This is a genomic window from Chitinibacter fontanus, from assembly GCF_013423785.1.
Taxonomy (GTDB): Bacteria; Pseudomonadota; Gammaproteobacteria; order Burkholderiales; family Chitinibacteraceae; genus Chitinibacter; species Chitinibacter fontanus.
This window is the reverse complement of record NZ_CP058952.1, coordinates 457,110-481,493: the sequence shown is the minus strand read 5'-3', so window position 1 is coordinate 481,493 and position 24,384 is coordinate 457,110. Positions and strand designations below refer to the sequence as shown.

Annotated in this window: 21 protein-coding genes; 13 read left to right on the top strand and 8 right to left on the bottom strand. The window is 53.2% G+C overall.

Annotation, left to right across the window (positions count from 1 at the left end; genetic code table 11):
• Positions 1–46: 46 nt before the first annotated feature.
• Positions 47–853, bottom strand: a complete 807-nt coding sequence (locus HZU75_RS02210; protein ID WP_180307585.1) for a M90 family metallopeptidase — start codon at positions 851–853, stop codon at positions 47–49.
• A 221-nt stretch (positions 854–1,074) separates the two neighbouring features.
• On the opposite strand from HZU75_RS02210, the gene HZU75_RS02205 reads away from it, so the two are divergent.
• Positions 1,075–3,399, top strand: coding sequence for an extracellular solute-binding protein (locus tag HZU75_RS02205; RefSeq protein WP_180307584.1), 2,325 nt, complete (start codon positions 1,075–1,077; stop codon positions 3,397–3,399).
• A gap of 69 nt (positions 3,400–3,468) precedes the next feature.
• Here the strand turns inward: HZU75_RS02205 and HZU75_RS02200 are convergent, their stop codons facing one another.
• Together HZU75_RS02200 and HZU75_RS02195 are read right to left on the bottom strand one after the other, a co-directional pair.
• A complete protein-coding gene (locus HZU75_RS02200) occupies positions 3,469–4,527 on the bottom strand; it encodes a glycosyltransferase family 4 protein (RefSeq protein ID WP_180307583.1) in 1,059 nt (352 codons plus the stop codon).
• Positions 4,524–5,354 carry a UDP-2,3-diacylglucosamine diphosphatase gene (locus HZU75_RS02195; RefSeq protein ID WP_228028158.1) on the bottom strand — a complete coding sequence of 277 codons (831 nt, stop codon included), beginning with the start codon at positions 5,352–5,354 and terminating at the stop codon, positions 4,524–4,526. The genes HZU75_RS02200 and HZU75_RS02195 overlap by 4 nt, the downstream gene beginning before the upstream one ends.
• Positions 5,355–5,488: 134 nt before the next feature.
• Between HZU75_RS02195 and HZU75_RS02190 the strand changes: the two genes are divergently transcribed.
• The 3 genes from HZU75_RS02190 to HZU75_RS02180 all read left to right on the top strand — a co-directional run bounded on the left by HZU75_RS02190 (position 5,489) and on the right by HZU75_RS02180 (position 7,866).
• Entirely contained in the window at positions 5,489–5,710 is a 222-nt protein-coding gene (locus tag HZU75_RS02190) for a DUF1289 domain-containing protein (RefSeq protein ID WP_180307581.1), read from the top strand.
• Positions 5,711–5,822: 112 nt separating this feature from the next.
• Positions 5,823–6,767 (top strand): ankyrin repeat domain-containing protein, encoded by a 945-nt coding sequence (locus tag HZU75_RS02185; RefSeq protein WP_180307580.1) that lies wholly within the window; start codon positions 5,823–5,825, stop codon positions 6,765–6,767.
• Positions 6,768–6,888: 121 nt separating this feature from the next.
• Positions 6,889–7,866, top strand: a complete 978-nt coding sequence (locus tag HZU75_RS02180) for a sulfite exporter TauE/SafE family protein (RefSeq protein WP_180307579.1) — start codon at positions 6,889–6,891, stop codon at positions 7,864–7,866.
• 148 nt (positions 7,867–8,014) lie between these two features.
• Here HZU75_RS02180 and HZU75_RS02175 read toward each other — a convergent pair whose 3' ends face one another.
• On the bottom strand, positions 8,015–8,491 hold the full coding sequence (locus tag HZU75_RS02175; RefSeq protein ID WP_228028157.1) for a hypothetical protein: 477 nt from the start codon (positions 8,489–8,491) through the stop codon (positions 8,015–8,017).
• Between the two features lie 359 nt (positions 8,492–8,850).
• Positions 8,851–9,303, bottom strand: a complete 453-nt coding sequence (locus HZU75_RS02170; RefSeq protein ID WP_180307578.1) for a Spy/CpxP family protein refolding chaperone — start codon at positions 9,301–9,303, stop codon at positions 8,851–8,853.
• Between the two features lie 168 nt (positions 9,304–9,471).
• Here HZU75_RS02170 and HZU75_RS02165 point away from each other — a divergent pair, with 168 nt between their 5' ends.
• Together HZU75_RS02165 and HZU75_RS02160 are read left to right on the top strand one after the other, a co-directional pair.
• The gene (locus HZU75_RS02165) at positions 9,472–10,158 is read left to right on the top strand and encodes a response regulator transcription factor (RefSeq protein ID WP_180307577.1); all 687 of its coding nucleotides are present in this window, start codon (positions 9,472–9,474) and stop codon (positions 10,156–10,158) included.
• Positions 10,158–11,225 carry a HAMP domain-containing sensor histidine kinase gene (locus HZU75_RS02160; protein WP_180307576.1) on the top strand — a complete coding sequence of 356 codons (1,068 nt, stop codon included), beginning with the start codon at positions 10,158–10,160 and terminating at the stop codon, positions 11,223–11,225. The genes HZU75_RS02165 and HZU75_RS02160 overlap by 1 nt, the downstream gene beginning before the upstream one ends.
• Positions 11,226–11,229: 4 nt before the next feature.
• Here the strand turns inward: HZU75_RS02160 and mnmL are convergent, their stop codons facing one another.
• Positions 11,230–12,192 carry a tRNA modification radical SAM protein MnmL/YtqA gene (gene mnmL / locus HZU75_RS02155; RefSeq protein WP_180307575.1) on the bottom strand — a complete coding sequence of 321 codons (963 nt, stop codon included), beginning with the start codon at positions 12,190–12,192 and terminating at the stop codon, positions 11,230–11,232.
• A 104-nt stretch (positions 12,193–12,296) separates the two neighbouring features.
• Positions 12,297–13,253 (bottom strand): helix-turn-helix transcriptional regulator, encoded by a 957-nt coding sequence (locus HZU75_RS02150; RefSeq protein WP_180307574.1) that lies wholly within the window; start codon positions 13,251–13,253, stop codon positions 12,297–12,299.
• A 147-nt stretch (positions 13,254–13,400) separates the two neighbouring features.
• Between HZU75_RS02150 and HZU75_RS02145 the strand changes: the two genes are divergently transcribed.
• The 7 genes from HZU75_RS02145 to HZU75_RS02115 all read left to right on the top strand — a co-directional run bounded on the left by HZU75_RS02145 (position 13,401) and on the right by HZU75_RS02115 (position 24,085).
• On the top strand, positions 13,401–15,377 hold the full coding sequence (locus tag HZU75_RS02145) for a TonB-dependent receptor domain-containing protein (protein WP_180307573.1): 1,977 nt from the start codon (positions 13,401–13,403) through the stop codon (positions 15,375–15,377).
• Between the two features lie 69 nt (positions 15,378–15,446).
• Positions 15,447–16,598: an ABC transporter substrate-binding protein gene (locus tag HZU75_RS02140; protein WP_228028156.1), complete on the top strand. Its 1,152-nt coding sequence runs from the start codon at positions 15,447–15,449 to the stop codon at positions 16,596–16,598.
• Positions 16,595–17,683 carry a FecCD family ABC transporter permease gene (locus HZU75_RS02135; RefSeq protein ID WP_180307572.1) on the top strand — a complete coding sequence of 363 codons (1,089 nt, stop codon included), beginning with the start codon at positions 16,595–16,597 and terminating at the stop codon, positions 17,681–17,683. The genes HZU75_RS02140 and HZU75_RS02135 overlap by 4 nt, the downstream gene beginning before the upstream one ends.
• A 3-nt stretch (positions 17,684–17,686) precedes the next feature.
• A complete protein-coding gene (locus tag HZU75_RS02130) occupies positions 17,687–18,457 on the top strand; it encodes an ABC transporter ATP-binding protein (RefSeq protein WP_180307571.1) in 771 nt (256 codons plus the stop codon).
• 18 nt (positions 18,458–18,475) lie between these two features.
• Positions 18,476–18,781 carry a DUF2218 domain-containing protein gene (locus tag HZU75_RS02125; protein ID WP_180307570.1) on the top strand — a complete coding sequence of 102 codons (306 nt, stop codon included), beginning with the start codon at positions 18,476–18,478 and terminating at the stop codon, positions 18,779–18,781.
• A 164-nt stretch (positions 18,782–18,945) separates the two neighbouring features.
• Positions 18,946–20,496 carry an ATP-binding response regulator gene (locus tag HZU75_RS02120; RefSeq protein WP_180307569.1) on the top strand — a complete coding sequence of 517 codons (1,551 nt, stop codon included), beginning with the start codon at positions 18,946–18,948 and terminating at the stop codon, positions 20,494–20,496.
• A 10-nt stretch (positions 20,497–20,506) separates the two neighbouring features.
• A complete protein-coding gene (locus tag HZU75_RS02115) occupies positions 20,507–24,085 on the top strand; it encodes an ATP-binding protein (protein WP_180307568.1) in 3,579 nt (1,192 codons plus the stop codon).
• A gap of 29 nt (positions 24,086–24,114) precedes the next feature.
• Here HZU75_RS02115 and HZU75_RS02110 read toward each other — a convergent pair whose 3' ends face one another.
• The gene (locus HZU75_RS02110) at positions 24,115–24,336 is read right to left on the bottom strand and encodes a hypothetical protein (protein WP_180307567.1); all 222 of its coding nucleotides are present in this window, start codon (positions 24,334–24,336) and stop codon (positions 24,115–24,117) included.
• Between the last annotated feature and the right edge of the window lie 48 nt (positions 24,337–24,384).

The following is a 24,384-nucleotide window of genomic DNA, read 5'->3' as shown; positions in this document are numbered from 1 at the left end:
CCGTGCAAAGCTCCGGGGGGTATTGGTACTGATTAGACCTATCATTTTAATGGACTGCGGCTTCTGCAAAATAAGGGCGATAGCCTACACGAGGCAGACGAGTTTTGGGGTCTTGCCGATAAAAGAGTTTGAGTTGTTCATATACCGCCGGGTAGGTTTCTAGCAGCGTGTGCGGGTCTTCAAAAAATACTTCTGAGCAAACGGCAAAGCATTCCGCGGCATTGGTGGCCGCATATAAATCGATTGGGCTGTATTCGCCGTGATGCGCTTTATGCTGCAAATCGATAAAGGCATGGCTAAACGCAGTCTGCCAGTGATTTTGGTTCATGCCGTGATGCAGTGGCGGGTTGCCATTGGGAAATCCATTGCGCATATCGAGCTTGTGCGCCAGCTCGTGAATAACCACATTAAAGCCATCTTGCCATGGCGCTTCCATCACATCGTGCCATGACAGTAGCACTGGGCCGTCACTGCGTGCTTGCCCTGCCAGCACTTGCTCGCCTTCATGCACAAAGCCATGGCGATCGCGCTCGCTGGTCGGGGTAACAAACTGGCTGGGATAAATAATGATTTCTTGCCAATCATCGTAGGCGTCAAAGCCTAAATTCAAAATCGGCAACACTGCTTGCACGGCCAATACCAAACGCATCGGGTCGCTAAACTCGATGTCTTTCACCGGCGAAATGGATTTGGTGTGCAAGAACCACGCGGCAAGCGCTTTTAAACGCTGTAACTCATTGGCACTGAGTCCACGCAAAATTGGCATCGTGGTCAGTGGTAGCCAGAGTTCGTCGCTGATTGGATGACGTTTAAGCCACCATTGGCGGTAAAGACCGTAAATTGCTTGCAGCATTGTGACTCACTTGGCGGAGTAATTTATTCACACATGGTTCTGCAAAGCTTCATTTTCAAGCGTGAATGGCTATATTGAAGCGAGTCTTGACGATTTTTGGCTGGAAAAAACCACAAATACAAGTGCTGTAAGTAAGTTGCAGCAAAATTAGTTTATGCTTATTTGTTTAAAGCTATTGGGTTTTTCCCGTATTTCACTTTTATTTCAAGTTTTCGGTGGTGATGATGTCAATTCAGGCGCGTATTTTTGCAGTAGCTGGCGGTGTTTATTTAGTCAGCATGTTGATGCTGTTGTTGGGCGGCAATTCAACGGCACTGAGCTGGATAGTTTTCATCATTGGTTTAATCGTCATGTTGGCTGGTTTGTTTTGGGTATTGCATGGCTCATTAGGGCAATTGCAGCGTATGGCCGAGGCTATTCGCACCCAAGCGAGCACTCATGGAGATTTAACCTTGCGCCTGCCCGTGACCGCAGGTGAGGTGGGTGAAATAGCCCAAGGCTACAACTCATTTGTGGCCAAATTTCAAAACGTGTTGCGCGATGTGCAACGCGAAATGGAGGGGCTGGCCATTAGCCTGCATGAGCTGAGTGCGGTAACAGCGCAGATGGCTAAAGACACGCGCAGCCAATCCGATTTTGCCGCGTCTTCAGCGGCGACCGTTGAGGAAATTACCGTCAGTATCAATCACATTGCCGATAGTGCGCGCGATATGGATCATGTAGTCAATGAAACCCAGCGCATTTCGGGTGAAAGTGCCGATTCGGTACAGCGCGTTTCGGAAGAGGTTGGGCAAGTGTCGAACGCCATGGTTTCATTGGGCAAAACCATGGATGGTTTGGGTGAGCGCTCCGTCGAGATTAGCGGCATTATTGGTGTGATTAAAGATATTGCTGATCAGACCAACTTATTAGCACTAAATGCCGCCATTGAGGCTGCGCGGGCCGGCGAACAAGGGCGTGGGTTTGCTGTAGTCGCCGATGAAGTGCGCAAACTAGCTGAACGTACAGCTCAAGCGACGGTAGAAATTGCTCGTAAAATTGAATCAGTAGGCATGGAAACCGATCGTGCAGTCAGCAATATGGCGAGTACTTCCGAACGAGTCGGTCAAAGTGTGACTCTGGCCGACGATGCGCGCACGCATATGTTGAATATTCGTGAGCGTATGGATCATGTCGTTAGTTTGGTAAGGCAAATTGCCGATTCGACAACCGAGCAATCGTCAGCTGCGATGTCGATGGCAACCTCTGCCGAGCAGATTAATGTCATGACCATGGCGACTGATTCGGCATTGCAACAAGCCAATAAAACAATTTTATCGCTAGATGATCGCGCCAAACGATTGCTGCAAATTGTGGGTAGCTATCGCTTGGCCGATATTGAGGTGCTGCACTGGTGGCAGGCCTCTAGTGAGGCCAAGGCCGTATCCGAGATTAAAGCTTTACTGAATCAACGTGACCATCACTGGGTTGATGCACAAATCGGTGGAGACAATCCGATGGGTTCGCTGAAACAGCGGGTAATGTCGGGAAATCCACCCACTGCGGCGGCAATTGGCGGGGTTAAAATCCAAAACTGGGCGAAAGATGGCGTTTTAGCTGATTTGAGTGATATTGCCCGTGCGGAAAACTGGTCGGCCATTTTGCCTGCGGTGCTGGATAAAATGATGCAGGCCAACGGCCAATATGTGGCAGTGCCTTTAGGCGTGGCTCGCGTCAATATGATGTGGATTAATGCGGCTATGTTTAAGCGCATTGGCCAGAGTGTGCCTAAATCTTGGGATGAGTTTTTTGCTGCTGCTGAGCGCTTTAAGCAAGCGGGGATTCCAATGATTGCCTTGGGCGAACAGCACTGGCAAATTGCGACCATTTTTGAAGCTCTTGCTCTGGGTCAGGGTGGCGCAGATTTTTATGTGAAAGCGTTTAGCCAGCTTGACCCTGCTGCATTGACTGGCCCGGCGATGATTCGTGCACTGGAAACTCTGCGCCGCATGAAGCCATATTGCACGCCTGATGCTGCTGCTCGCGACTGGAATTTGGCAACCGCCGACGTAGTCAATGGCCGTGCGGCGATGATTATTCAGGGTGATTGGGCCAAAGGCGAGTTTGTCCAAGCGGGTAAAGAGCAGGGCGTAGATTATCTGTGCGTACCATCGCCAACGATCAATGGGGAATACAGCTTTGCCGCAGATACCCTGACGATGTTCAAGTTGCGAGAGCCAAAAGCTATTGCTGCACAACGTGACTTTGTGAGCTTACTGATGAGCCAGGAAGGGCAGGAAGTCTTCAACTTGTACAAAGGCAATATTCCTGCGCGTACCGATGTTAATTTGTCGCGCTATGATGATTACGCGAAACAATCGGCGCGTGATTTTTCTGGGGCGGCCAGCAAAGGGGTATTGGTACCATCGTGGGCGCATAATATGGCGGTGCAGGATGATGTGCGGATGGCTTGGTTTGATATTGTCGAAGCCTTCTGGCGCAATGCCAATATGACGCCGCAAGATGCTGCCAAGCGTTTTGCCGATGCGGCGCGCATTAGTCGTTAATTGAAATGAACATGGCAATAAAAAAGGCGGCTAGGCCGCCTTTTTTATTGCGTAGCAGTTAGCCGAAGTTTATTCGCCGCCCGCGCCTTGTTCAGCTAAGCGTAGCTCTTGCTGAGCATGAGGGGTAAATGGGTGCAAATGTGAAGCAAATTGCCGGCTCGCTGCACCCCAAGAGTAGCGTTCCGCAAAGCGCCTTACTTCGGCGCGATCAAGCTGTAGCGCCCCCATGCAAGCTTCGTGCAGGTCTTCGTGCAGTGAGCCAGGGCCATCGGTGCCAATGACATCAATCGGGCCGGTGACGGGGTATGCAGCTACAGGGCAGCCACAGGCCATTGCTTCGAGCAATACCAGGCCAAACGTATCTGTCTTGCTAGGGAAAACAAATACATCAGCGCTGCTATACACTTCAGCGAGTTCGGCTTGATTCAATACCCCGAGCCAGTGAATATTGGGCATATTGCCATATTGGGCTTTGAGCCCTGCCGCAGCGGGGCCATCGCCGACAATCCATTTGCTGCCGGGCAAATCCAGCTCCAAAAATGCCTGCACATTTTTTTCGACCGCAACGCGGCCCACGTACACAAAAATCGGTGAGCGTGAGGTTAGCTTGTCACGGCGGCCAGGTTTAAACACTTCCAAATCCACACCACGCGACCACAGCACAACATTTTTAATGCCGCGTTTTTCCAGATCTTCAACCACGACCCGCGTCGGCGCCATCACGGCTTGTGCCGAATTATGAAAGCGCGCTAGCCAGGCATAGGTCCACGAGAGAGGAATACCAAAGCGTAGCTGCACATACTCTGGGAAACGGGAGTGATATGCCGTCGTGTAGGGCAGTTTGTGTTTCAGGCAATACTTGCGTGCAGCTAATCCTAGTGGGCCTTCGGTGGCAATGTGAATTGCATCAGGGGCAAAGTCACCAATTCGTTGATTGACCTTGCTGCCAGGAAATAGTGATAAACGAATGTCGGGGTATGTCGGGCAAGGAATGGTTTTGAATTCCAATGGCGTGAGTAGCTCCACGGTATGGCCCATTTTTTGCAGCTCGGCGCGCGTTTGTTTTAGCGTACGTACCACTCCATTCACTTGGGGTTCCCAAGCATCGGTAACGATCAAAATCTTCATGCCGCATTTCCTTTGTTCAATTGAAGTACAGGAGTTAAAGATGGGCTCGGTAGCAAAGCAGCCAGTTGTTCTGCCTGCTCACCGTAAAGCTTTTGCCAGGTGATAATTTTTAATTCGCCATTGGCCAATTCGACCAAAGCGGTTAGGCTTTCGACCCAATCGCCGTCATTGCAGTACATCACGCCATTGATGTCGCGCATTTCTGCTTTGTGGATATGACCGCAAATCACGCCGTCCAGACCGCGATTTTTTGCCTCCGCCGCGACCGCTTCTTCAAAATCGGTCACAAAATTGACTGCTTTTTTGACTTTGTGTTTCAGGTATTGCGATAGCGACCAATAACCCAGTCCCATGCGGGCACGGGCGCGGTTAAACCAGTGATTGAGTTTAAGGGTGAGGCCATAAGCGCGGTCTCCCACGATGGCCAGCCATTTGGCACATTGCACAACGGCATCAAATTGATCACCATGCAGCACCAGATAGCGTTTGCCATTGGCTGCGGTATGGATAACTTCATCTTCGATTTTGATTTCACCAAACATCAGGCCAATAAACTGACGGGCGGCTTCATCGTGATTGCCGGGGATAAATGTAACCTGTGTGCCTTTGCGTGCTTTACGCAACACTTTTTGAATCACATCGTTATGGCTCTGGTGCCAGTACCAGTTTCTTTTTAAGGCCCAGCCGTCGATAATGTCGCCGACGAGGTAGAGGTGATCACACTCGGTGTGCTTGAGAAAATCCAGTAAATACTCGGCTTGGCAGCCCGAAGTGCCCAAGTGGACATCGGAAATCCAGATGCTGCGAAAGCGTAATTCATTAGCCATAATCGCACTCCGTCGAGGGTGTAAAACCATCTTGCCGCTGTCACATGACAGTAGTGCGACCAGAATATGAATGAAATATGACGCCCAGATGGCGGCTATTTCTTGGTTCCAATGGCTTATTTGTGAGAAAAATCATGACTCAATCCGCTAATCGCCCCGATTCGCCTTGCATCGCAGTGTGCTCAACTGCTGTTGGCGATGATGTCTGCCGTGGTTGTGGCCGCACGATGCAGGAAGTGGCCATGTGGGTCGCATTGCCCGCCGAGCAAAAGGATGCGATCTGGACGCGATTGGAGCAGCACTGGGCAAGTCAGGGTTTGCCGCCGCCGTGGCTGGCTCGCGATAAACGTGGCTGAGCGCCGGGCCGATCAATGTGCAAATTACCATGCCAGCGTGGTATTTCTTAACGGCGGCTAAACCGGCCTCGGCGCTAAGCTCTAGCTACCCAAGTAAAGCTAGGAGCGCATCATGCATTTGCTGGCCAAGCAGCTATCAGCGCTGAACCGTCAAGACCTGATCCCCCATCAATTGATTGCCCAATTTCCTGCCATTGCCGATCGCATTGCCTTGCGCTGGGGCGAAGCGGGTCTGGAAGATGAATTGCTCAATTGGCTAGTGCTTGATGAAACCCAAGCGACAGCTCAGATTGCACATTCCCCCACGGTGGTGCGTGAATTAATGCGCTTGTCGGTTGCCTATATTGACTTGATGCCACACATTATTGCCAGCCGTGATGTCTGGAATGGGGTCAGATCAGTTGCGGATGCAACTGAAAATCATGGGTATATGTACAGTAGCCTTGTCAAAGATGACGCATCAGTAAGTACATTGGTCGGGTATGACTGGCCTGCCTCTGTGATGCCGCAAGTTGCACAAGATGAATGGTCTCCTCTGATGCAAGCTGCTTTTGCGGGGCGCTTGATTCGCGTGCGAACCTTGCTCGATCAAGGTCAAGGGCTAATGACAGTGGATTCCGATGGTCATCAAGCGCTGCACTTAGCCGCGTTGCAAGGACATACCAGTATCGTATGCGCCTTGTTAGATGCGGGCGCTGATCTTGATGCCTTGAGCCACCGAGGTAGTACGCCGCTCATCTTGGCGGCAGCAGCGGGGCATTTAGCCCTAGTGGAGATCTTGTTAGAACTTGGAGCCCAAGTCCACCACGCCCGTAAAGATGGTCGTACCGCGCTGCATCAGGCGGTTGCGTATGGGCATGATGCGATTGTGGTTCGCTTATTGCAGGCCGGAGCCAATCCTTTGCAAGAGACTTTGGCGGGCCAGACCGCCTTAAGCCTCGTGCCCGTCCACAAAACCCGGATGGCACAATTACTAGAATGTGCCATTCCCAAGCGCAACTTAAGCGTTCTGGCGACACGACAAATTGTGTCGCAACCTCTGATTGACTGGAGTTAGCCGGTTTGGTTTGATTGTTTTCATAGATTATTTGGGTTTATGGAATTAACCAAATGGTCTAAATGGAAATAAAAATGGCCTTTATACTGCGCTCAAATGTTTTTCACTTTGAGCGTTAGTTATGAAAATTCGCCACCCAGATTTAAGCGATAGTCCAGAAAATCTCGAGCATCAGGCGCTTGGTTTACCCCCGCTGGATACTGCCATCGGTAGCGAACGCCGGTTTTGGCAGCGCAAGCGTTACCTGGGCTTGGCAATCTTAATTCTGGTGACCGCAATCAGCTTTACCCTGCAAAACGTTGATTTACCAGCCCATCAAAGCGTACTGAGCGGCATTGAGCGTGTACTGACCTCACCCGCTTTTTGGGCCGCGGTGGCCGTCGGCTTTGCCGCGCAGGCCATTGATGGCGCATTGGGAATGGCCTATGGCATTAGCTCGAATACTTTTTTGATCGGCGTTGGTGCTAGCCCAGCAGCGGCTTCGGCTGCGGTGCATGTGGCCGAAGTATTTACTACCGGCTTTTCGGGTTTATCCCATTTAAAATTTGGCAATGTCGATAAAGCCTTATTTAAGCGCTTGGTGATTCCGGGCGTGATTGGTGGCGTGACGGGCGCATTTTTGCTGACCAATATCGATGGTAAGCTCATCAAGCCGTATGTGGCAGCCTATTTGCTATTGATGGGCTTGTATATTTTGCGTAAAGCTTGGTTGGCTACGCATCCTAAACCACACTCCGATGCGGTGAAACACGTGGCACCGCTGGCTTTGTTGGGTGGTTTTGTCGATGCGGTCGGTGGGGGCGGTTGGGGCCCTGTGGTGACTTCGACTCTGGTTGGGCGAGGTACAGATCCACGTAAAACCATTGGTTCGGTGAATGCGGCGGAGTTCTTTATTGCCTTTTCAACTGCAGGTGCATTTTTGCTGTGGGCTGAAATGGAGCACTGGATTTTGGTGGCCGGTTTAATTGTCGGTGGCTTATTTGCCGCACCGTTTGCCGCTTGGTTGTGCCACAAATTGCCAGCGCGTACGCTGCTCTGGTTTGTGGGTGGCCTGATTACCTTGCTGAGTGCCTATAACTTATATAAAGCGTTGGCGTAATTGTCTTGCTATTTGTGGTGCTAGCGCATACCAAAACCCCCAGTGAGTGCTGGGGGTTTTTGCATTTATGCCTGCGTTGTAACGATATTACCTTTGCTGCCCAGATTGGGTAGTTTGCTGGACAATGCGCTTAAAAAATCACTTAGATTCACTTTGCTACTATCACCCCAAGGCTACTGACTAGCTCGCTAAAGCTGGTTTGCAGATCTGTGTTGCTGCCATCGCTGCTGCCGCTGCCCAGCTTGCTGATCAGACTTTGTAAATCGCTCGCCATATCCGGTGGTGGGCCACGTCGTCCTTGTATACCAGTGCTGCTCGGCTGATCGCTCGTGCTGGCTGTGCTATTTTGCGCGCGCAAAGACTGCATCAGTTGTTGCATGAACGCCCCCAGCGCCTGACTGCTGTCGGTGTTGTTCGTGCTGATTTGGCTGTCACTGCTACTGCTTGAGTCGCTACCTACGCCCAGCTCGCTTAAGGCACTTTGAATGGCCGAAAGCATCTGGCCACCACCACGCCCTCCACCCGGTGGTGGTTCTGGGGGCTGAGTAGTGACTTTATTGGACGAATTGCTGGTTTGGCTTAATTGCGCTAGCCAACTGCTATTTGAAACGCTGCTAATCGACATAATTCACTCCTAGTTAGTTAATGCTGTTTATTCTGAAATGACTAGCGTTACCTAATGGGCATCGATAATTCATTTCCATCCCTGCTAAGCAAATCATCGGCCAACTGGCGCAAAATTTGGCCGTGGGAAGTGTAAAGGCAGGTAAAACTGCGTTAAGCCAAGCCATTTTTTGCGCCATAAGCCACGTTAGGGTGGAGATAGTTTCAGCAATAACAGCTGTAATCAGGTTACTTAGGGTGAGCTTGGCAAAGATTGCCGTGGGTTAAGTGGCTGATTTATTGATGTTTTTTGGTTGTAAAAAAGGACGGCAGATTCTGCCGTCCCCAAGTGAGAGATCGAGAGATAGCTTGCGCTAGCGTTTAATGCGGTGCCGGTGGATGAGGGCGTGCCAAGTTCTGTTGGGCAATCAATTGCTGTTCCGCCGTGAGCAATTGATAAATTTGCTGTTCAAGTGCCCAGCGCTGGAGTTGGTGTTCGGCCATGGCCGATTGTTGTGTCTGAATGATGGCTGCCGCTCGGCTACGATCAAAGCTTTTGGCGGTGATTAATTGCTGCACGGCGCTGCTTGGAGCCGGCGGCGCGTCGGGCTCGGAAGGTGTCGCAGCCTCCAAAATGGTTTTGAGCTGAGCTTTTTGTGCATTGCTCAGTTCAATACCGCGTAAAAGCGGCGGGGTAAGATGCTGATCTGAGTGGGTATGTTGATGAGGGGCTTTTTCACATATAGGTTCAGCGCTATACCCATGATTGACTAGCCCAATGGCTAGCGTGCCTGCCACTAACAGGCTGCGGGTTTTCGTGAGTGGTAAAAACATGATTTCACTCCGGAACAGAAGCAGGCGAATACCTGCTTTTCGAAGATTGATTCTGAGCGTCCAGTGCGTTAATGGCCGTTAAGTAGATGTAAAAGCAGGTAAATCACCGTTATTGCGCAGCTAAAATCATTTATGCTGCACATTGTTAATTCATACTCAGACCTTGCTATGCCGCGTGTATTACTAGTGGACGACGACGTTGAGCTGCTTGAGCTCTTGGGCGAATATTTAATTCAAGATGGCTTTAGTATCGAGCGAGCTTATGATGGTTTGACCGGCGCGCAAGCAGCATTAAGCGGGCAGTTTGATATTGCGGTGATTGATGTGATGATGCCGCAAATGAATGGCATTGAAACATTGCGCAAGATTCGTAGCCTAAGCCATTTACCCGTGATTTTACTCACCGCCATGGGCGATGATGCTGACCGAATTATTGGCCTAGAGCTAGGCGCTGACGATTACGTGCCCAAACCGAGTTCGGCCAGAGAAATTGCTGCGCGGATACGCGCTATTTTGCGGCGCAGCCAAGGTTTTGCCAAAGATCAATTGGCGGCAGTCACCGTGGGGCAATTAACATTATGGCCATCGGAGCGCCGTGCGAGTTGGGCAGGGCAAGCGCTAGAGCTGACCAGCACGGAATTTAGTTTATTAGAAGTGCTCGCGCAGTTTGCTGGGCGCCCCGTGAGTAAAGAGCAACTCTCGCAGCAAGGTTTAGGTCGCCCGTTGGCCAAGTTTGATCGCAGCATTGATGTGCACTTGAGTAGTATTCGGCATAAATTAGGGCTATTGCCCGATGGCCGCTCCTGCATTCAGACCGTATTTCGGCAAGGCTATCAGTTGATTCGGGAGCAATAATGGGGCGCCTGTTCTGGAAATTTTTTAGCTTCATTTTTCTCGCCCAGCTAATTACCTTTGTGGCCGTTGGCAGTACGATTTGGCTGCATGCACGTCCACCGGCCGAGCCTGCCGCCAATTGGGCTCATCCACCTTCATCAGATGCGCCACGGCCACCACCTCGGCCACATCACTTTCCCATTGAGCCCATGCTGGGAGGTGCACTTGCCAGTGTACTTTCTGCGGCTTTGTTGGCTTGGTATGTAAGTACGCCAGTACGCCATTTACGTGCTGCAGTACAAGCCGCTGCCAAAGGGGATTTGTCCCTCCGAGTTAGCCCACGCTTGGCACGACGGCATGATGAGTTATCCGATCTGGCACGCGATTATGATCATATGGCCGATCAGTTACGTGCCTTGCTCGAAGGGCAACGACGACTGTTGCACGATGTGTCGCACGAGCTGCGCTCGCCACTGGCGCGCCTGCAGCTGGCAATTGGGCTGGCACAGCAGCAACCACAGCAGCAGGAGCGTTTGCTGGAACGGATCGAGCGAGAATCAGAGCGAATTAATCAATTAATTGGTGAGCTATTGACCTTATCGCGTATCGAGGCGGGTGCGGCTCAACATAGTGAGTCATTTGATCTGATTGCGCTGTTGAGTGAATTGGTTGATGACGCCAATTTTGAGGCGCTGGCTCAGCAAAAAACCATTTACTGGTTTCCACCCCTTGCCACCTTGCAATGGGTCGGCAATCCTGAATTATTACGGCGGGCATTTGAAAATATTCTACGCAATGCTTTACGTTTTAGCCCTGCCAACACGCGCGTGACACTAGAGATGCAAAGGTTTGGCTCAAGTTGGCATTTTGCCATTGCTGATCAAGGCCCCGGTGTGCAGCAGCAAGAACTAGCGGCGATTTTTGAACCATTTTATCGTGCGGCACAGGCTGACACGCCTGCTGGCTATGGCTTAGGTTTGGCGATTGCCCGACGGGTGATCGAAGCCCACGGCGGGCAGATTCGTGCTGACAATGGTGCCGACGCGGGGTTGCTCATTACCATTGAACTCCCTGCTAGCGCGTCCTAATCGGCTAAGTCGCTTGCCATAAGCGACCATGCCAGCTATTGCGCTGTTGCAAGGTTTGGGTCAACAGTGGCGCGAGTTCGGATAGGCGCAAAGACCAATCGGGCGCAAGGCGTAATGAGGGAGGGACTTCACTACCGACGCGCTGAATCGCAATATTGGGGTTGAGATGCTCAATAAAATCGGCCAGCAGCTCCAGATATTCTTTCTGCGTCAGCAGCGGCACGCTGGCAGGGTTTTTGCGCCAAGCATTGGCTAGGCGGGTGCCTTTGACGACCTGAAGCTGATGCAATTTCAGCGAAGCCAGAGGTAATGCCGATAGCAGCTTGGCACCATCGAGCATACTACTACGGCTTTCACCCGGCAGACCAAACATCAAATGAGCGCTAACGCTTAAGCCACGTGCAGCCGCGCGCTCAATAGCATCCACGCTGCAAGCATAATCATGACCGCGATTTACTCTGCGCAGCGCGGCATCATTAGTCGATTCAAGTCCTAACTCCAGCTCGATCAGATGGTGTTGCGATAGCTGTGCTAGATAATCAAGCAGTTCATTAGAGACGCAATCGGGCCTAGTGCCAATGACCAGACCGGAGATATCGGGGTGAGCTAGGGCGGTTTGATAGGTTTTGATTAATTGCTGCTGTTCCCCATAGGTATTGCTATAGGCCTGAAAATAGGCAACCCAGCGCACAGTGCGTGGATAGCGACGTTTCAAGAACTCCAGCCCGGTATCGAGCTGCATGCGAATATCATCCTTATTGTCACGCGCATACCCTGGGGTAAAGCCTGCATTGTTGCAAAATGTGCAGCCACCAATCCCTTTGCTACCATCACGATTCGGGCAGCTAAAACCAGCGGTGACCGATACTTTTTGCACACGGCCACCGTGGGTCTGTTTAGATAAATCAATCCACGATAGATAGCGGCGTGCTTGATCACTGTGACTGGTGGCGGTGAACGCGAGCATGGCAAACTCAAAACAGGGAATGCGCTGTTATACCCAATTGCCGATCGCGCTGGCTTGATGTGGCGCATAGCTCAGTGCCATGCTCATCATGTTGCAACGGGTTATCAAGTGCTGACCTGGCGCGGAGAAATACCGAAATGGCGCTTGAATGCCGTGGCAAAATTGGCTGGCGAGTTATAGCCGGCATTGAGCGCAGCTTCGGTGGCAGAAAGCCCTTCAGATAATTGCTGATGTGCCCGCTGCAAGCGCTGGCGCCGTACATAGTCGGCAATACTGTAGCCGGTGCTTTGGCGAAAATGCTGCTGTAAGGTGGTGGGATTACTGCCTAGTTGCTGCGCTAGTTGCGTTAGGCTCCAGTTATTCGCTAAATCTTCATGCAATATATTCAATAGCTGCGCAATGCGCTGTTGCGCACGCGGTTTGAGCGATTGTGGCTGTGGCTGGATATTCAGCGCAGCAACGAGCAAGGCCAGCGCATGGCTTTCTTGCTCTAACTTGCCCAGTGGTGTGGCGTAACGCTGATGGTTTAGCAGTTGTTTAGCTGCGGAGAGCACTGTGGTGCTGGCTCCCAGACTGCGGCTCGACAGCGCAGTGCGTGGCACGCGCGCAAATGGCCCATGCTGGGCTAAATCCAAGCCGCAGCTGTGTAACCAGCTTTGGCCGCAAGTTAGCACCACCTGACTTTGATGTCCTGCCTGCGAAACAATGCGCTTAAAAGCCGTGCGCGCCATTTCACTGCCATCTCCATCTTGTTGCTGTAACAGAACGCAATTATCACGCGGCCCGCCCAGCAGGAGTTGCGTCTCACCAAATTGCGCTTGAACTTGCCCCTGCAGCATCACAATGATTTTTAGCCCCGGGCCAATTTCGCCGGACGAACATAGCGGCTGGTGAAACTCCACCTCGGTAGCGTGTAGCCACAAGCCTTGTTGCACCTGCTGCTCAAACATCAAACCATGCAGTACAGGCTTTAAATGCTGCGCTTGCCAGAGCGAATAGTGTTGCCCATGCCGCTGCCATTGCAGTTCGCTGGCATCCAAAATTGGTTCACGTTTTCCCATAAATTGCTGCTTCCGCAAATAAAAAATTGTCGCTGGCAAAAGTATTGCCGAGCTGATACTGCGACAATGACATCATTGTAATGATAATAATTCTCAATTAATAGTCGGGTTTACCATAGATAGAGCCACAAATTAGGAAGATTTGATATGACGCAAAAACCACCGTATCCGGTGCGAGTTTTAGCTGTGCTGTTGCCACTGTGTTTGAGTGCGCCAGCGGTCGCGCAAGAGCTAACAGAGCTACCCACGCTGGAAGTCACCGCCAGCACGCCGACGCAGGATGACACCTTGCAGCGGCAAACCCTGCTGGATCAGCAAGCCCAGAATCTTAGCGATGTGTTTCAGTCAGATGCCGAGATCAATATCGGCGGCGGTGGCAACCCGATTGCCCAGAAAATGTATATCCGCAGCATGGAAGAATCGCTGCTGAATCTGAGCGTGGATGGTGCGCAGATTAACAGCAAGGTGTATCACCACCAGACGGCACTGATTCTTGACCCCCAGTTGATCAAGCAAGTGGAAGTCGAAAAAGGCACGGCCGCAGCCAGCGCGGGGCCCGGCGCATTGGGCGGGGCGATTCGCTATCAAACCGTGTCGGCGCGCGATCTCTTGCGCCCCGGGCAAACCATCGGCGGTAGCGTCACCGGCAGCGTCTTTAGCAATGAGGGCTGGCGCAGCAGCGCCAATGTGTATGGCCAGGCCGGTAATCTGGATGCACTGCTTGCCGCCACCACCATGCGTACCGATGACTATCAGGCCGGCAATGGGCAAACGATAGCCAATTCGGGCACCGAGCAGGCCAATTATCTGGCTAAAGTGGGGCTGCAGCTCACCCCCCAGCAGCGCCTGAGCGCCAGTTTTCAGCGCAGTAGCGACGAAGGCGTGCGCACCGCGCGGGCCAATATGATTGGCTTTGCTCATCCGGTCTTGCCGAACGACCCAATCCCGCAAAGTCTGGCTCGCGATACGGCCACGCTTAATTACAGTGGCCAGCAGTTAGGCTGGATCGACGCCGCCAATGCCACGCTGTATCGCTCGGAAGTCGAGAGCGAGCGCACCAATAAAAAAGGCCGCAGCTGGGGCGAAAGCCTGACAACGCAAGGTGCCGATCTAATGCTCAAGCAAGCACTGGGCGAGCATCTGCTTAAATACGGGCTGAACTGGCGCGAAGAAAAATCCGCCGCCAATCGCATTGCCAATCCGTATGGCCTCACCGGTACGGGCAGCGAATCGATGCGCGTATGGGGAGGTTTTGTGGAAGGCGAGGCGAATTGGGCTAGCCTCACTTTCACCGCCGGCCTGCGCTATGACGATTACAGCTACACCGATAACCACCGCCAAAACTACACCAGCGACGGTGTAAGCCCCAGTGCTGGCGTGCGCTGGCAGGCCACCAATGCGCTGCAGCTGCGCGCCGGTTATGCCAAGGCCTTGCGCGGGGTGGGGCTGAAAGAAGCCTTTATACTCGATATTGCCCAGTGGAAAAACCAGCCCAACATCGAGGCTGAAAGCGCGCATAACACCGAGCTGGGCTTTAGCTATCAGCAAGGTGGCCTAAGCCTGGCCGGGAATGTGTATCGCCAGATTATTGATAACTACATCACCACCTTTAGCTGCGCCAGCGCCAAAGGCGGCTGCCGCGGCAATCTGGGCCGCGCCACCATCGATGGCTATGAGCTCAGCGCGCAATACCAGCTGAGCGATTGGCAATTTGGTCTCAGTGTGGCTGACAGCCGCCCCGAGCTGGATGGCCGCAAATTTAACGATGGCGATCTGGGCCTCGGTACCAGCACCGGCCGCACTTGGGTCAGCAAAGTGGGCTACCGCCTGCCAGCGCAGCGACTCGAGCTGGGCTGGATGGGTCGCTATGTTGAGGCGCTGGATTACCTGCCGGTGGGCGGTAAGGCCGAGCAAACCAAGGCTGGCTATGGCGTGCACGATCTCTACATCACATGGCGGCCACTGGCGAAAGACACGCTGCGCTTGAATCTGACCGTGAAAAACCTGTTCGACAAGCATTACTACGATCAGGCCACCTACGCCTACAACGGTTGGCAAGGCAAGGTGCTGGGCTATCCGGAGCCGGGCCGCGATGTGCGGCTGGAAGCCAGCTGGCAGTTCTGATGATTTTTTAAGTTTGCTTGCGCCACCGGCCTGCCCGGTGGCGCTGGCGTTTTGCTAAAGGAATGCAAAATGTCGGAATACAAGATGTCGGAGTGGAAGATCTCGCTGTTTCGTCCCGCCGTGCTGGTGGGTTGTCTGTTAAGTAGCCTCAGCGTGAGCGCCTGGGCCGCCAGTGTGACCGATCTGGCCGGGCGCACGGTGGAAATCCCGGCCAAGATCGAGCGGATTATCGTCGGCGAAGGCCGCATGCTGCCGAGTTTGGCGATTATGGATCGCGAGCTACCCGCGCAGCGCGTGGTGGGCATGCTGGGCGATTTCGAGCAGCTCGACCCGGGCAGCTACGCCCAATACCGGCAGGTGTATCCCAAGCTCGATCAGATCGAGCGCCTGGGGCGCTCCAGCCAAAGCTTTAGCGTGGAAGAAGCCATTGCCCTGCAGCCGCAGTTGGCGATCTTTAGCCTGCGCGGCCATGGCCCAGATGTGAAAGACACCGCTACTTTGCAGCGGCTAAGCAAGGCCGGCGTGACGGTGGTGTATGTGGATTTCACCAAAGATCCGCTCAAAAACACCGAGGCCAGCATCAGGGTATTGGGTCAGGTGCTCGGTAAACAAAAGGCCGCTGAGCAATACCTCGAGTTTTATCGCAGTGAAATGGCCAAAGTGAGCGCGGGGCTCGCTAAGGTGAAACGTAAAACACCGATGTTCCTGGAAAGCCGCGTTGGGCTGGGCAATAGCTGCTGCGAAACGCTCACGCACGGCATGCTCGGCACCTTTGTTAGCGCTGCCGGGGGCGCCAATATCGCAGATCCGCTGGTGCCGGGCGCCTACGGCACGGTCAGCCTCGAATTTTTGCTGCAAAGCCAGCCCGAAGTGTATATCGGCACCGGCATTGGCAACCCGATCACCGCCCGCGATCGCAATAGCCCCCGCATTGCGCTGGGCGCCGGCATTGATCGCGCCACCGCGCAGGCCAGCTTGCGCCATGCGCTGACGCGCCCGGGTTTTGCCCAGCTCAAAGCCGTGCAAACAGGCCGTGCGTATGCGATTTCGCATCACTTTAATTACAGCGCCGCCAATGTCGTGGCGGTGCAAGTGCTGGCCAAATGGCTGTATCCGGCCGAATTTGCCCAGCTAAACCCGCAGGCCACCTTGCAAACCTTCTTCCAGCGCTTTCAGCCAGTGCCACTGGCCGGCACCTACTGGATTGAGGTCGGCCAATGAAGGCCGAAACTGCCCAAATCGCTGCGGCTGGGGCCGGTGCGGGGGCCGGTCCGGGGGAATTAGCCCGCCTGTATCGGCGGCAAAATCACTGGCGCTGGCTCTGCCTGCTGGGGCTGGGCGCGGCTTTGCTGCTCAGTTTGGCGGCTGATCTGGCCACCGGCAGCGCGCGCTATCCGCTGGCCACCGTGCTGGCGGGGCTGTTTGATCCCAGCGGGCTGGATGCCAGCTTGCGCGTGGTGATCTTTGATGTGCGCCTACCTTATGCGCTGATGGCGCTGGTGGTGGGCGGCGCGCTGGGATTGGGGGGCGCGCAGCTGCAGACTGTGCTGAATAACCCGCTGGCCAGCCCGTTTACGCTAGGCGTCGCGGCGGCGGCCACCTTGGGCGCCTCGCTGGTGATCGTGTTTGAGCATCATTTGCCGCTGGTGCTGCCGCATGAAATCTTGCTGCCGGTGGGGGCTTTTGTGCTGGCGCTGGGCTCCACCGGGCTGATCTTGCTGCTCAGCCGCGCGCATGGCGGCGGCAGCGATACGCTGGTGCTGTTTGGGATTGCGCTGTTGTTCGCGCTGGAAGCCTTGGTGTGGCTGCTGCAATTTCTGGCTGATGCCAATGCGCTGGAGCAGATTGTGTTCTGGTCGATGGGCAATCTGGGCCGCGCCACGCTCACCCATGTGCTGATTGTGGCGGTGGCGCTGCTCTTGGGGCTGATTAGCGCGATGCGCCGTGCCTGGGCGCTAACGCTGCTGCGCAGCGGCCCGCTGCAAGCGGCGAGCCTGGGGGTGCAGGTGGATAAGCTGAGCTGGCGCGTGCTGCTGGAGGTGAGTCTGCTCACCGCCGTGGCGCTGGCTTTTGTGGGCACGATTGGCTTTGTGGGGCTGGTGGGGCCGCACATTGCCCGCCTCTTGGTCGGCGAGCAGCATCGCTACTTTTTGCCGGCCAGTGTGCTGTGTGGTGCGCTGATGCTGTCGCTGGCGTCGCTAGCCAGCAAGGCGCTGGTGCCAGGCTTGGTGATCCCGATCGGCATCGTTACCGCGCTGGTGGGCGTGCCGGTTTTGATTGCGCTGATTTTACGGCGGAGGGCCTAGGGTATGAGTCTGCAGATCAATGATTTACAGGTTATCCGTGGGTATACCCGCATTATTGATGGCTTAGATCTGGCGCCCTTGCCGGCCGGTAGTGTTACCGCACTGATCGGCCCCAATGGCGCGGGCAAATCCACGCTGATTCACGCCATTGCCGGCCTCTTGCCCGCCCGCGGGCAGCTGAGCCTGCATGGCCAGCCGCTGGCCGCGCTAAGCCCGGTGGCGCGCAGCCGACTGGTGGGCTTATTGCCGCAAACCCTGCCGCAAGCGGCGGGGCTGACGGTGTATGAGTTACTGCTGGGCGGTTTGCTCACCGGCGGCCTCAGCCGCGCCGAGGCCGAAGCGCGCATCGAGCATTATCTGGCCAGCTTGCAGCTCACCCCGCTGGCCATGCGGCCACTGGCTACTTTGTCGGGCGGACAACGGCAAATGGTGGCGCTGGCGCAATTGCTGGCGCGCCAGCCGGCTTTGCTGTTGCTGGATGAGCCCAATAGCGCGTTGGATTTGCACTGGCAGCTGGCGTTGGTGGAAGCGATCCGCAACGACGCCCGCGAGCGCGGCAGCATTGCGCTCTTGGCGCTGCACGATCTGAATCTGGCGCTGCGCTGCTGCGAGCGGCTGATTGTGCTGGATGGCGGCCAGTGTGTGGCCGATGGCCCGCCGCTCTCGGTGCTGAGCCCCGCGCTGCTGGCGCAGGTGTATGGCATTCATGGCCGGGTGGAAGCTTGCTCGCAAGGCCGGCCGATTTTTGTGCTCGACCAATTGGTTCGCGCCTAACTAAAGGATAAATACCCCATGACCGTAATTACCTCTAGCCAAGTTAATACCGAGCTTGGCAAGCAATACCTCTTTAAACTCTGTAAACATTTCGCCCGCAAAATCCCGGTAGAGTTTAGTGAAACCGAGGGCATAGCCCAATTTGGCCAGCCCGAGCGCCCGCTGGGGCAGGTGGAATTTAACGCCGACGCCGAGCGCCTGCGCTTTACCGTGCGCGCCTCCGACGAAGCCGCTGCCCGCCAGTTGCAGGCGGTGGTCGAAAGCCACCTGCAACTGATGCGCAAAGCCGAAAACCCGGCGCTGGATTGGCAGAATATAACCTAGTCCATCAAGGCTTTAACGTCTGAAAGAAACATCGGCTTAGCGGGTGATCAAGGCCAATTGGAATGGCTTTGCTTGTCCCGTGTTATAAACCTACAGTGTAAGGAGAACGAGGGCGCCACCCCGGTCGCGGATGGGGCGCCAAGCATAATAAGGATGTTGTGCGCATGATGCAGTTTCGCAAAGAAGCCATTTTGATCGTCGATGATCAAACTACATTCCGCCAAGCGCTAAAGAGTATTCTGAGCGAGCTTGGTTTCACCGGCATTGAGCAGGCCAGCAGTGGTCGCGAAGCCTTGGTGATCATGAAAAAACAGGCCATCGACTGTGTTATTAGCGATTGGAATATGCCAGGTATGGATGGCCTTGAGCTATTACAGTGGGTGAGAACCAATCCGGGCACAGAAACAATTCCCTTTATGCTGCTTACCGCCAATGCCAGCCGCAGTAGCATTGATGCTGCGTTAACGCATGGCGTGAATGATTACCTAATCAAACCGTTTACCATGCAGCGTTTTACTCAGCGGATTTTGCGCCTGCTGCAGGGAAAAGGTGTGGTGGCACCTCGCCCGTCTCCGAAGTTGAGTCAGCCTGTACTGGGGCTAACTAATTTAGATCAGGAGGAGCGTAAATCCAGCGTGCTCATTGTGGATGATGCTAAAGATAATATTGAAATTGCCGCCAGTATTTTGGAGGACGATTATCAAATACAAGTAGCATTAAGCGGGCAAAAAGCACTAGAAATCGTCCATGGCAAACAAGTGCCCGATTTAATTTTGCTAGATGTGATGATGCCCGAGATGGATGGCTACGAAGTGTGCCGTCGGCTCAAGGCGGATGAATTAACGCAGAATATTCCGGTTATTTTTATGACATCCAAAGATCAGCCGGACGATGTTGCGCAAGGTTTGGAATTGGGCGCGGTCGATTATGTGGTCAAACCTGTGCACCCGACTATTTTACGTGCCCGCGTGCGTAGCCATTTGCGCTTGTTTAAGGCGATGCGCCACCTTAATAACCAATCGCAAAGCCTGGCTGAAAATGCGCGTTTACGTGAAGAAGTTGAAAACATCAACAAACACGATCTGAAAAACCCGTTGAGCGCGGTCTTGCAGGCCACTGAGCGTTTGCTGGTCGATCCCGATATGAGTGATAAACAAAAGGAAATTACGCAACTTGCTGCCGATGCAGCGCACGCAGCATTGGAGCAAATTGATCGCACTTTGGATTTATTGCGAATGGAAACTGGCAGCTATTTGCTGGAGCCGGTCATATTTGATTTGGGGGCAATGCTACTGCGGATTGGCAAAGAAACCCAATTGGCATTTAGTGATGCAGTTGAAATTAAGCAAACCAACGATGGTCAAGCTAACTATATGGCTTGGGGGGATGAGGGCCTAAGTAATAGTATTTTGTCCAATTTGCTGCGAAATGCGGCGGAAGCCGCGCCCAGTGGCTCGCAAATTTTGTGCCATCTGAGCTTAGCTAATGAGCAATTATCCATCACCATTCACAACCAAGGTGCGGTGCCAGTCGCAATACGGGCGCATTTCTTTGATAAATACGTGACGGCTGGCAAAGCCAACGGCACGGGCGTTGGTACCTACACCTCTAAATTGTATGCCGAGGCACAAAACGGCAGCTTGCAAATGCAAACCGACGATGAGGTTGGCACGACTTTGACGCTAACACTGCCGGTTTGCAAACAAGTCAACTAGGGCCATATCGATGCTTAGCTATTCAGCGGGTCGATTTTATGCACTGACCGCCGTGCTGGCTTTATTGTTCGTCAGCTTGGCGCTGTTAGCGCAGCGCGCGGTGCTCCAAGAGCAACAACATGCGCAGTTGCAGCAACAGGCACATGATCTGGCATTGGATATTCGTGCCAAGACCAGTGAAGGGCGTGTGTTGGGGGGCGCTGAGTTAATTGGAAGTACATCGCATGCAATTCTAGACTTGCTCAACAACCCGCATAGCGCCGATATGCAAAGGGTAAATGCGGCGAATTTACGCGTCTTGCAACAGTTTAATGCCGAAAGCGTGTATGTACTGTCCGCGCAGGCTGAAGTGCTCAGTTATCTCGATGCCCAAGGCCGCTCACCATTGCTCGGCCTACAGTTGGGGGAACGGCCCTATTGGCGCGAGGCGATGGCCGGACACGCCAATGTATTTGCCGGGGTCGCGCTGGGCACAAATTTACGCGGGATTTTTTTTGCGGCACCCATCTACCAGCGTGGGGCAGAGCATCGAGTTATCGGTGTATATGTGATCAAAATGGGCGGTGCATTTATTGATCAATTATTATTGCATCGCAGCTCGCAAGCTATGATTACCTCACCGGATGGTGTTGTTTTTGCTGCAACTACGCCGCCATGGTTGCTGACCAGTATTCAAGCGATTTCTGCTACCCGGCGGGTGCAGCTAGATTCAAGCAAGCAATTTGCTTCGCTGTTTGCACATGGTGCCGTACCGGCACGCACTGAGCTGCAGTTTTTAAACGAGCAGCAAGCGCGCTTACAAAATGCATCCTACCTGTATGCTAAGGCCGAGCTAGATTGGCATGATGCTGCAGGTGCATGGCAAGTGCTGTTATTACAGGATCAGGCGAGCCTAGTGCCCTGGCAGCGACAGGTGATTGTTGCTGTGATTGCTGCATTATTTGCTGTGGTGTTGGCCTTGGCTTGGCGGTCACGCAGGCAGGTACGGATGTTGCGATTAGAGCACCAGCAATCGCAAGCTCAGGCCGCACGTGCATTAGAGGAAAGTGAGGCTGCATTTCGCACTTTGGTTGAAAATTCAGCCGATGCGATTTTCCGTTTTGATCTGCAGGCGCGCTTGTTATATGCCAGCCCCGCTTTTCTGGCTCAGCTTAATTGTACGCAAGCCGATTTACGCGGCTTGGATTTACTGCAACTCGGTTATCAGGCCGACGAGGTCAGCATTCGCCAGCAAGCGATTTACGAGTGCATTGCCAGTGCTCAGATGTTACGACGCACCTTTAACTTTGGTTGTACCGAGCACTGGCGTGAATGGCTGCTGTCGCCCGAGTTTGATGCTAAGGGGCAAGTGAGAAGTGTGTTGGTTACCTCGCGAGATATTTCTGAGCAGCTAGAGCATGAAAAAGCACTTACAGCGGCCATGCAAACTGCGGAGCAGGCCACCGAGGCAAAATCCAGATTTTTAGCCAATATGAGTCATGAGATCCGTACGCCAATGAATGCGATTATTGGTTTATCGCATTTGGGTTTACGGGCGGCTGAAAATCCAAAACAGCGTGATTATCTGCAAAAAATTCATGCAGCCGGCAGTGGCTTGCTGGAGTTAATTAACGACATTTTGGATTTTTCCAAAATCGAAGCCGACCGGCTTAGTTTGGAAGAAATCGATTTCGATTTAACTCAGGTTTTGCAGCACGTCACCACGGTAACGGCACCGAAAGCCAGTGAAAAAGGATTGCAGTTTCTTTGTGATTTTGAACCTAACACCCCGCACTATCTGCATGGTGACCCGCTGCGCTTAGGCCAAGTGCTGATCAATTTGGTAAACAATGCGATTAAATTTACCGCCTATGGGCATGTGCAGCTCCGCATTAGTGCACAAGCGCAGGGGCAAAACATAGCGCTGTGTTGCCGGGTTGAAGATAGTGGTATTGGCATGACAGACGAGCAGCAGCGTGGCTTATTCACCGCCTTTAGTCAGGCTGATAGTTCGACGACCCGCCAATATGGTGGTACTGGTTTAGGTTTAAGTATTTCACTGCGTTTGGCTCAATTAATGCGTGGTGATATTACGGTGCAAAGCCAAGCAGGGCTTGGCAGCTGTTTTCAGTTTACAGCGCTGCTGGCACCTGCTGCCAACTGTGCTGAGCAGCGTGAAGAGCTCCGCGAGCTGCCCGAGCAACACGTAGTGATCTTTGGAGCTGCAACAGGCTTACATAAAATTATTCATCAAGCCCTTACTGCCACGCCGATAGCAGTGACTTATGCCACGACTTTTTCCGAGCTAGCAGGACAGTTGGCGCAATCACAGGTGACTGAATTAATACTGCATTGGCCTGCGCCACCATTTGACTTTAAGTCCTTGATTACAGCCCTGCTGAGTTATCGCCACATTCCGCTAACCGTTTATGGAGCGCTTAATCCAGAGCAGCTTGAATGGCTTGATCTGCAAGGCCTGCGTACATGGCAGCAGCCGATGAATCAACTGCAGTGGCGGCAGGCTTTATCGCTGGTAAGGGCTGCTAGTGCCCCAAATACCTGTTGGCAAGAATCAATACCGCTGTTTCAACAGGCGCGTATTTTGGTCGCTGAAGATAATGCAATCAATTTGCAAATTGTAGGGGAGTTATTAGCGCCGACTGGTTTAGTGATAGAAAGTGCTGCAGATGGGCAGCAGGCGCTGGATTTAGTGTTTAGTCAGCCTGCCGATTACTTTGCTGCCATCTTGATGGATATGCAAATGCCTGTCATGGACGGGCATAGCGCAACGCTAGCCATTCGTAATCGCCCACAGTGGGCCAGTGTACCAATTATTGCCATGACAGCTCATGCACTCGCCAATGAACGCGAGCGTGCGATTCGTGCAGGTGTCGATGAATATTTAACCAAACCGATCGACTCAAGCCTGCTCTATGCTTGTCTGGCAAGGTTTTTGGCACCTTTGTTGCAGCCACAAACGCTGAGCCTAGCGCAGGCCGGCACGCCAATCACCGTGGAGGGTATTGAATACTCGCAAGCGTTAAAACGGGTTAATGGTAAAGCGCACGTGTTACATGATTTATTGCGCGATTTTGGTGCTCGTTACGGCGATACCTGGCAATCATTGCGCAGTGCACAAGAGCTTGCTGATTGGTCGCAATTTAAACATCTAGCCCATACCCTAAAAGGGGTAGCTGCTAATTTGGGGATGACTGAGGTCCAGTCTATTGCTACACAGTTGGAGCAATTGGCGGGCGAAGGTGCTGTAGCGAAGGGCCGCCATGAACCGCTGCTTGAGCAATTAGAGCAAGCGCTTCAGCGGGTTTGCCGCAGTATTGAGCAGTTACTGCCGCCAATGAATGCAGCTGCGTTGAGCCATGCCTTGCTTGATAGCAAACACGATGAACCGCAAGAGCTGGATACTGCTCTGAAGATATTACTCGAGTTGCTAGAAAACTCAGACCGGGCAGCGCTACGGCACTTTACGACGCTCACACCTGTAATCGCCCAAAATTATGGGACCGATTTAGTGGTCGAGCTAGAGCAAATGCTGGATGGGTATGAATTTACTGCCGCGGCAGCGCGTTTAAATCAAGCAATTTTGTCTTAAGCCGAGCAGGCTTAGCGCTAAGCTAAGCCTTATTGCGCTCGGAGTGCTTCGCGTAATTCTTCGATGCTTAAACCACTTTTGGCGATCATGGCTTGCAAATCGCTAGCTAGCTCGCGCTTTTGCTTGAGGCGCTGGATTTTCTCTGTCACGTTTGCCGCTGCCTTGGGCTTTTCTGCTGGCGCTGGGCTATTTAATCCACGCTCGCTTGGGGAAAGAAACAAGCTTTCTGGATGAGGTAGTACGGATGCCATAACGATAATTGTATTCCTTAGGCTGATCAAAAAATCTTACAGCTATAA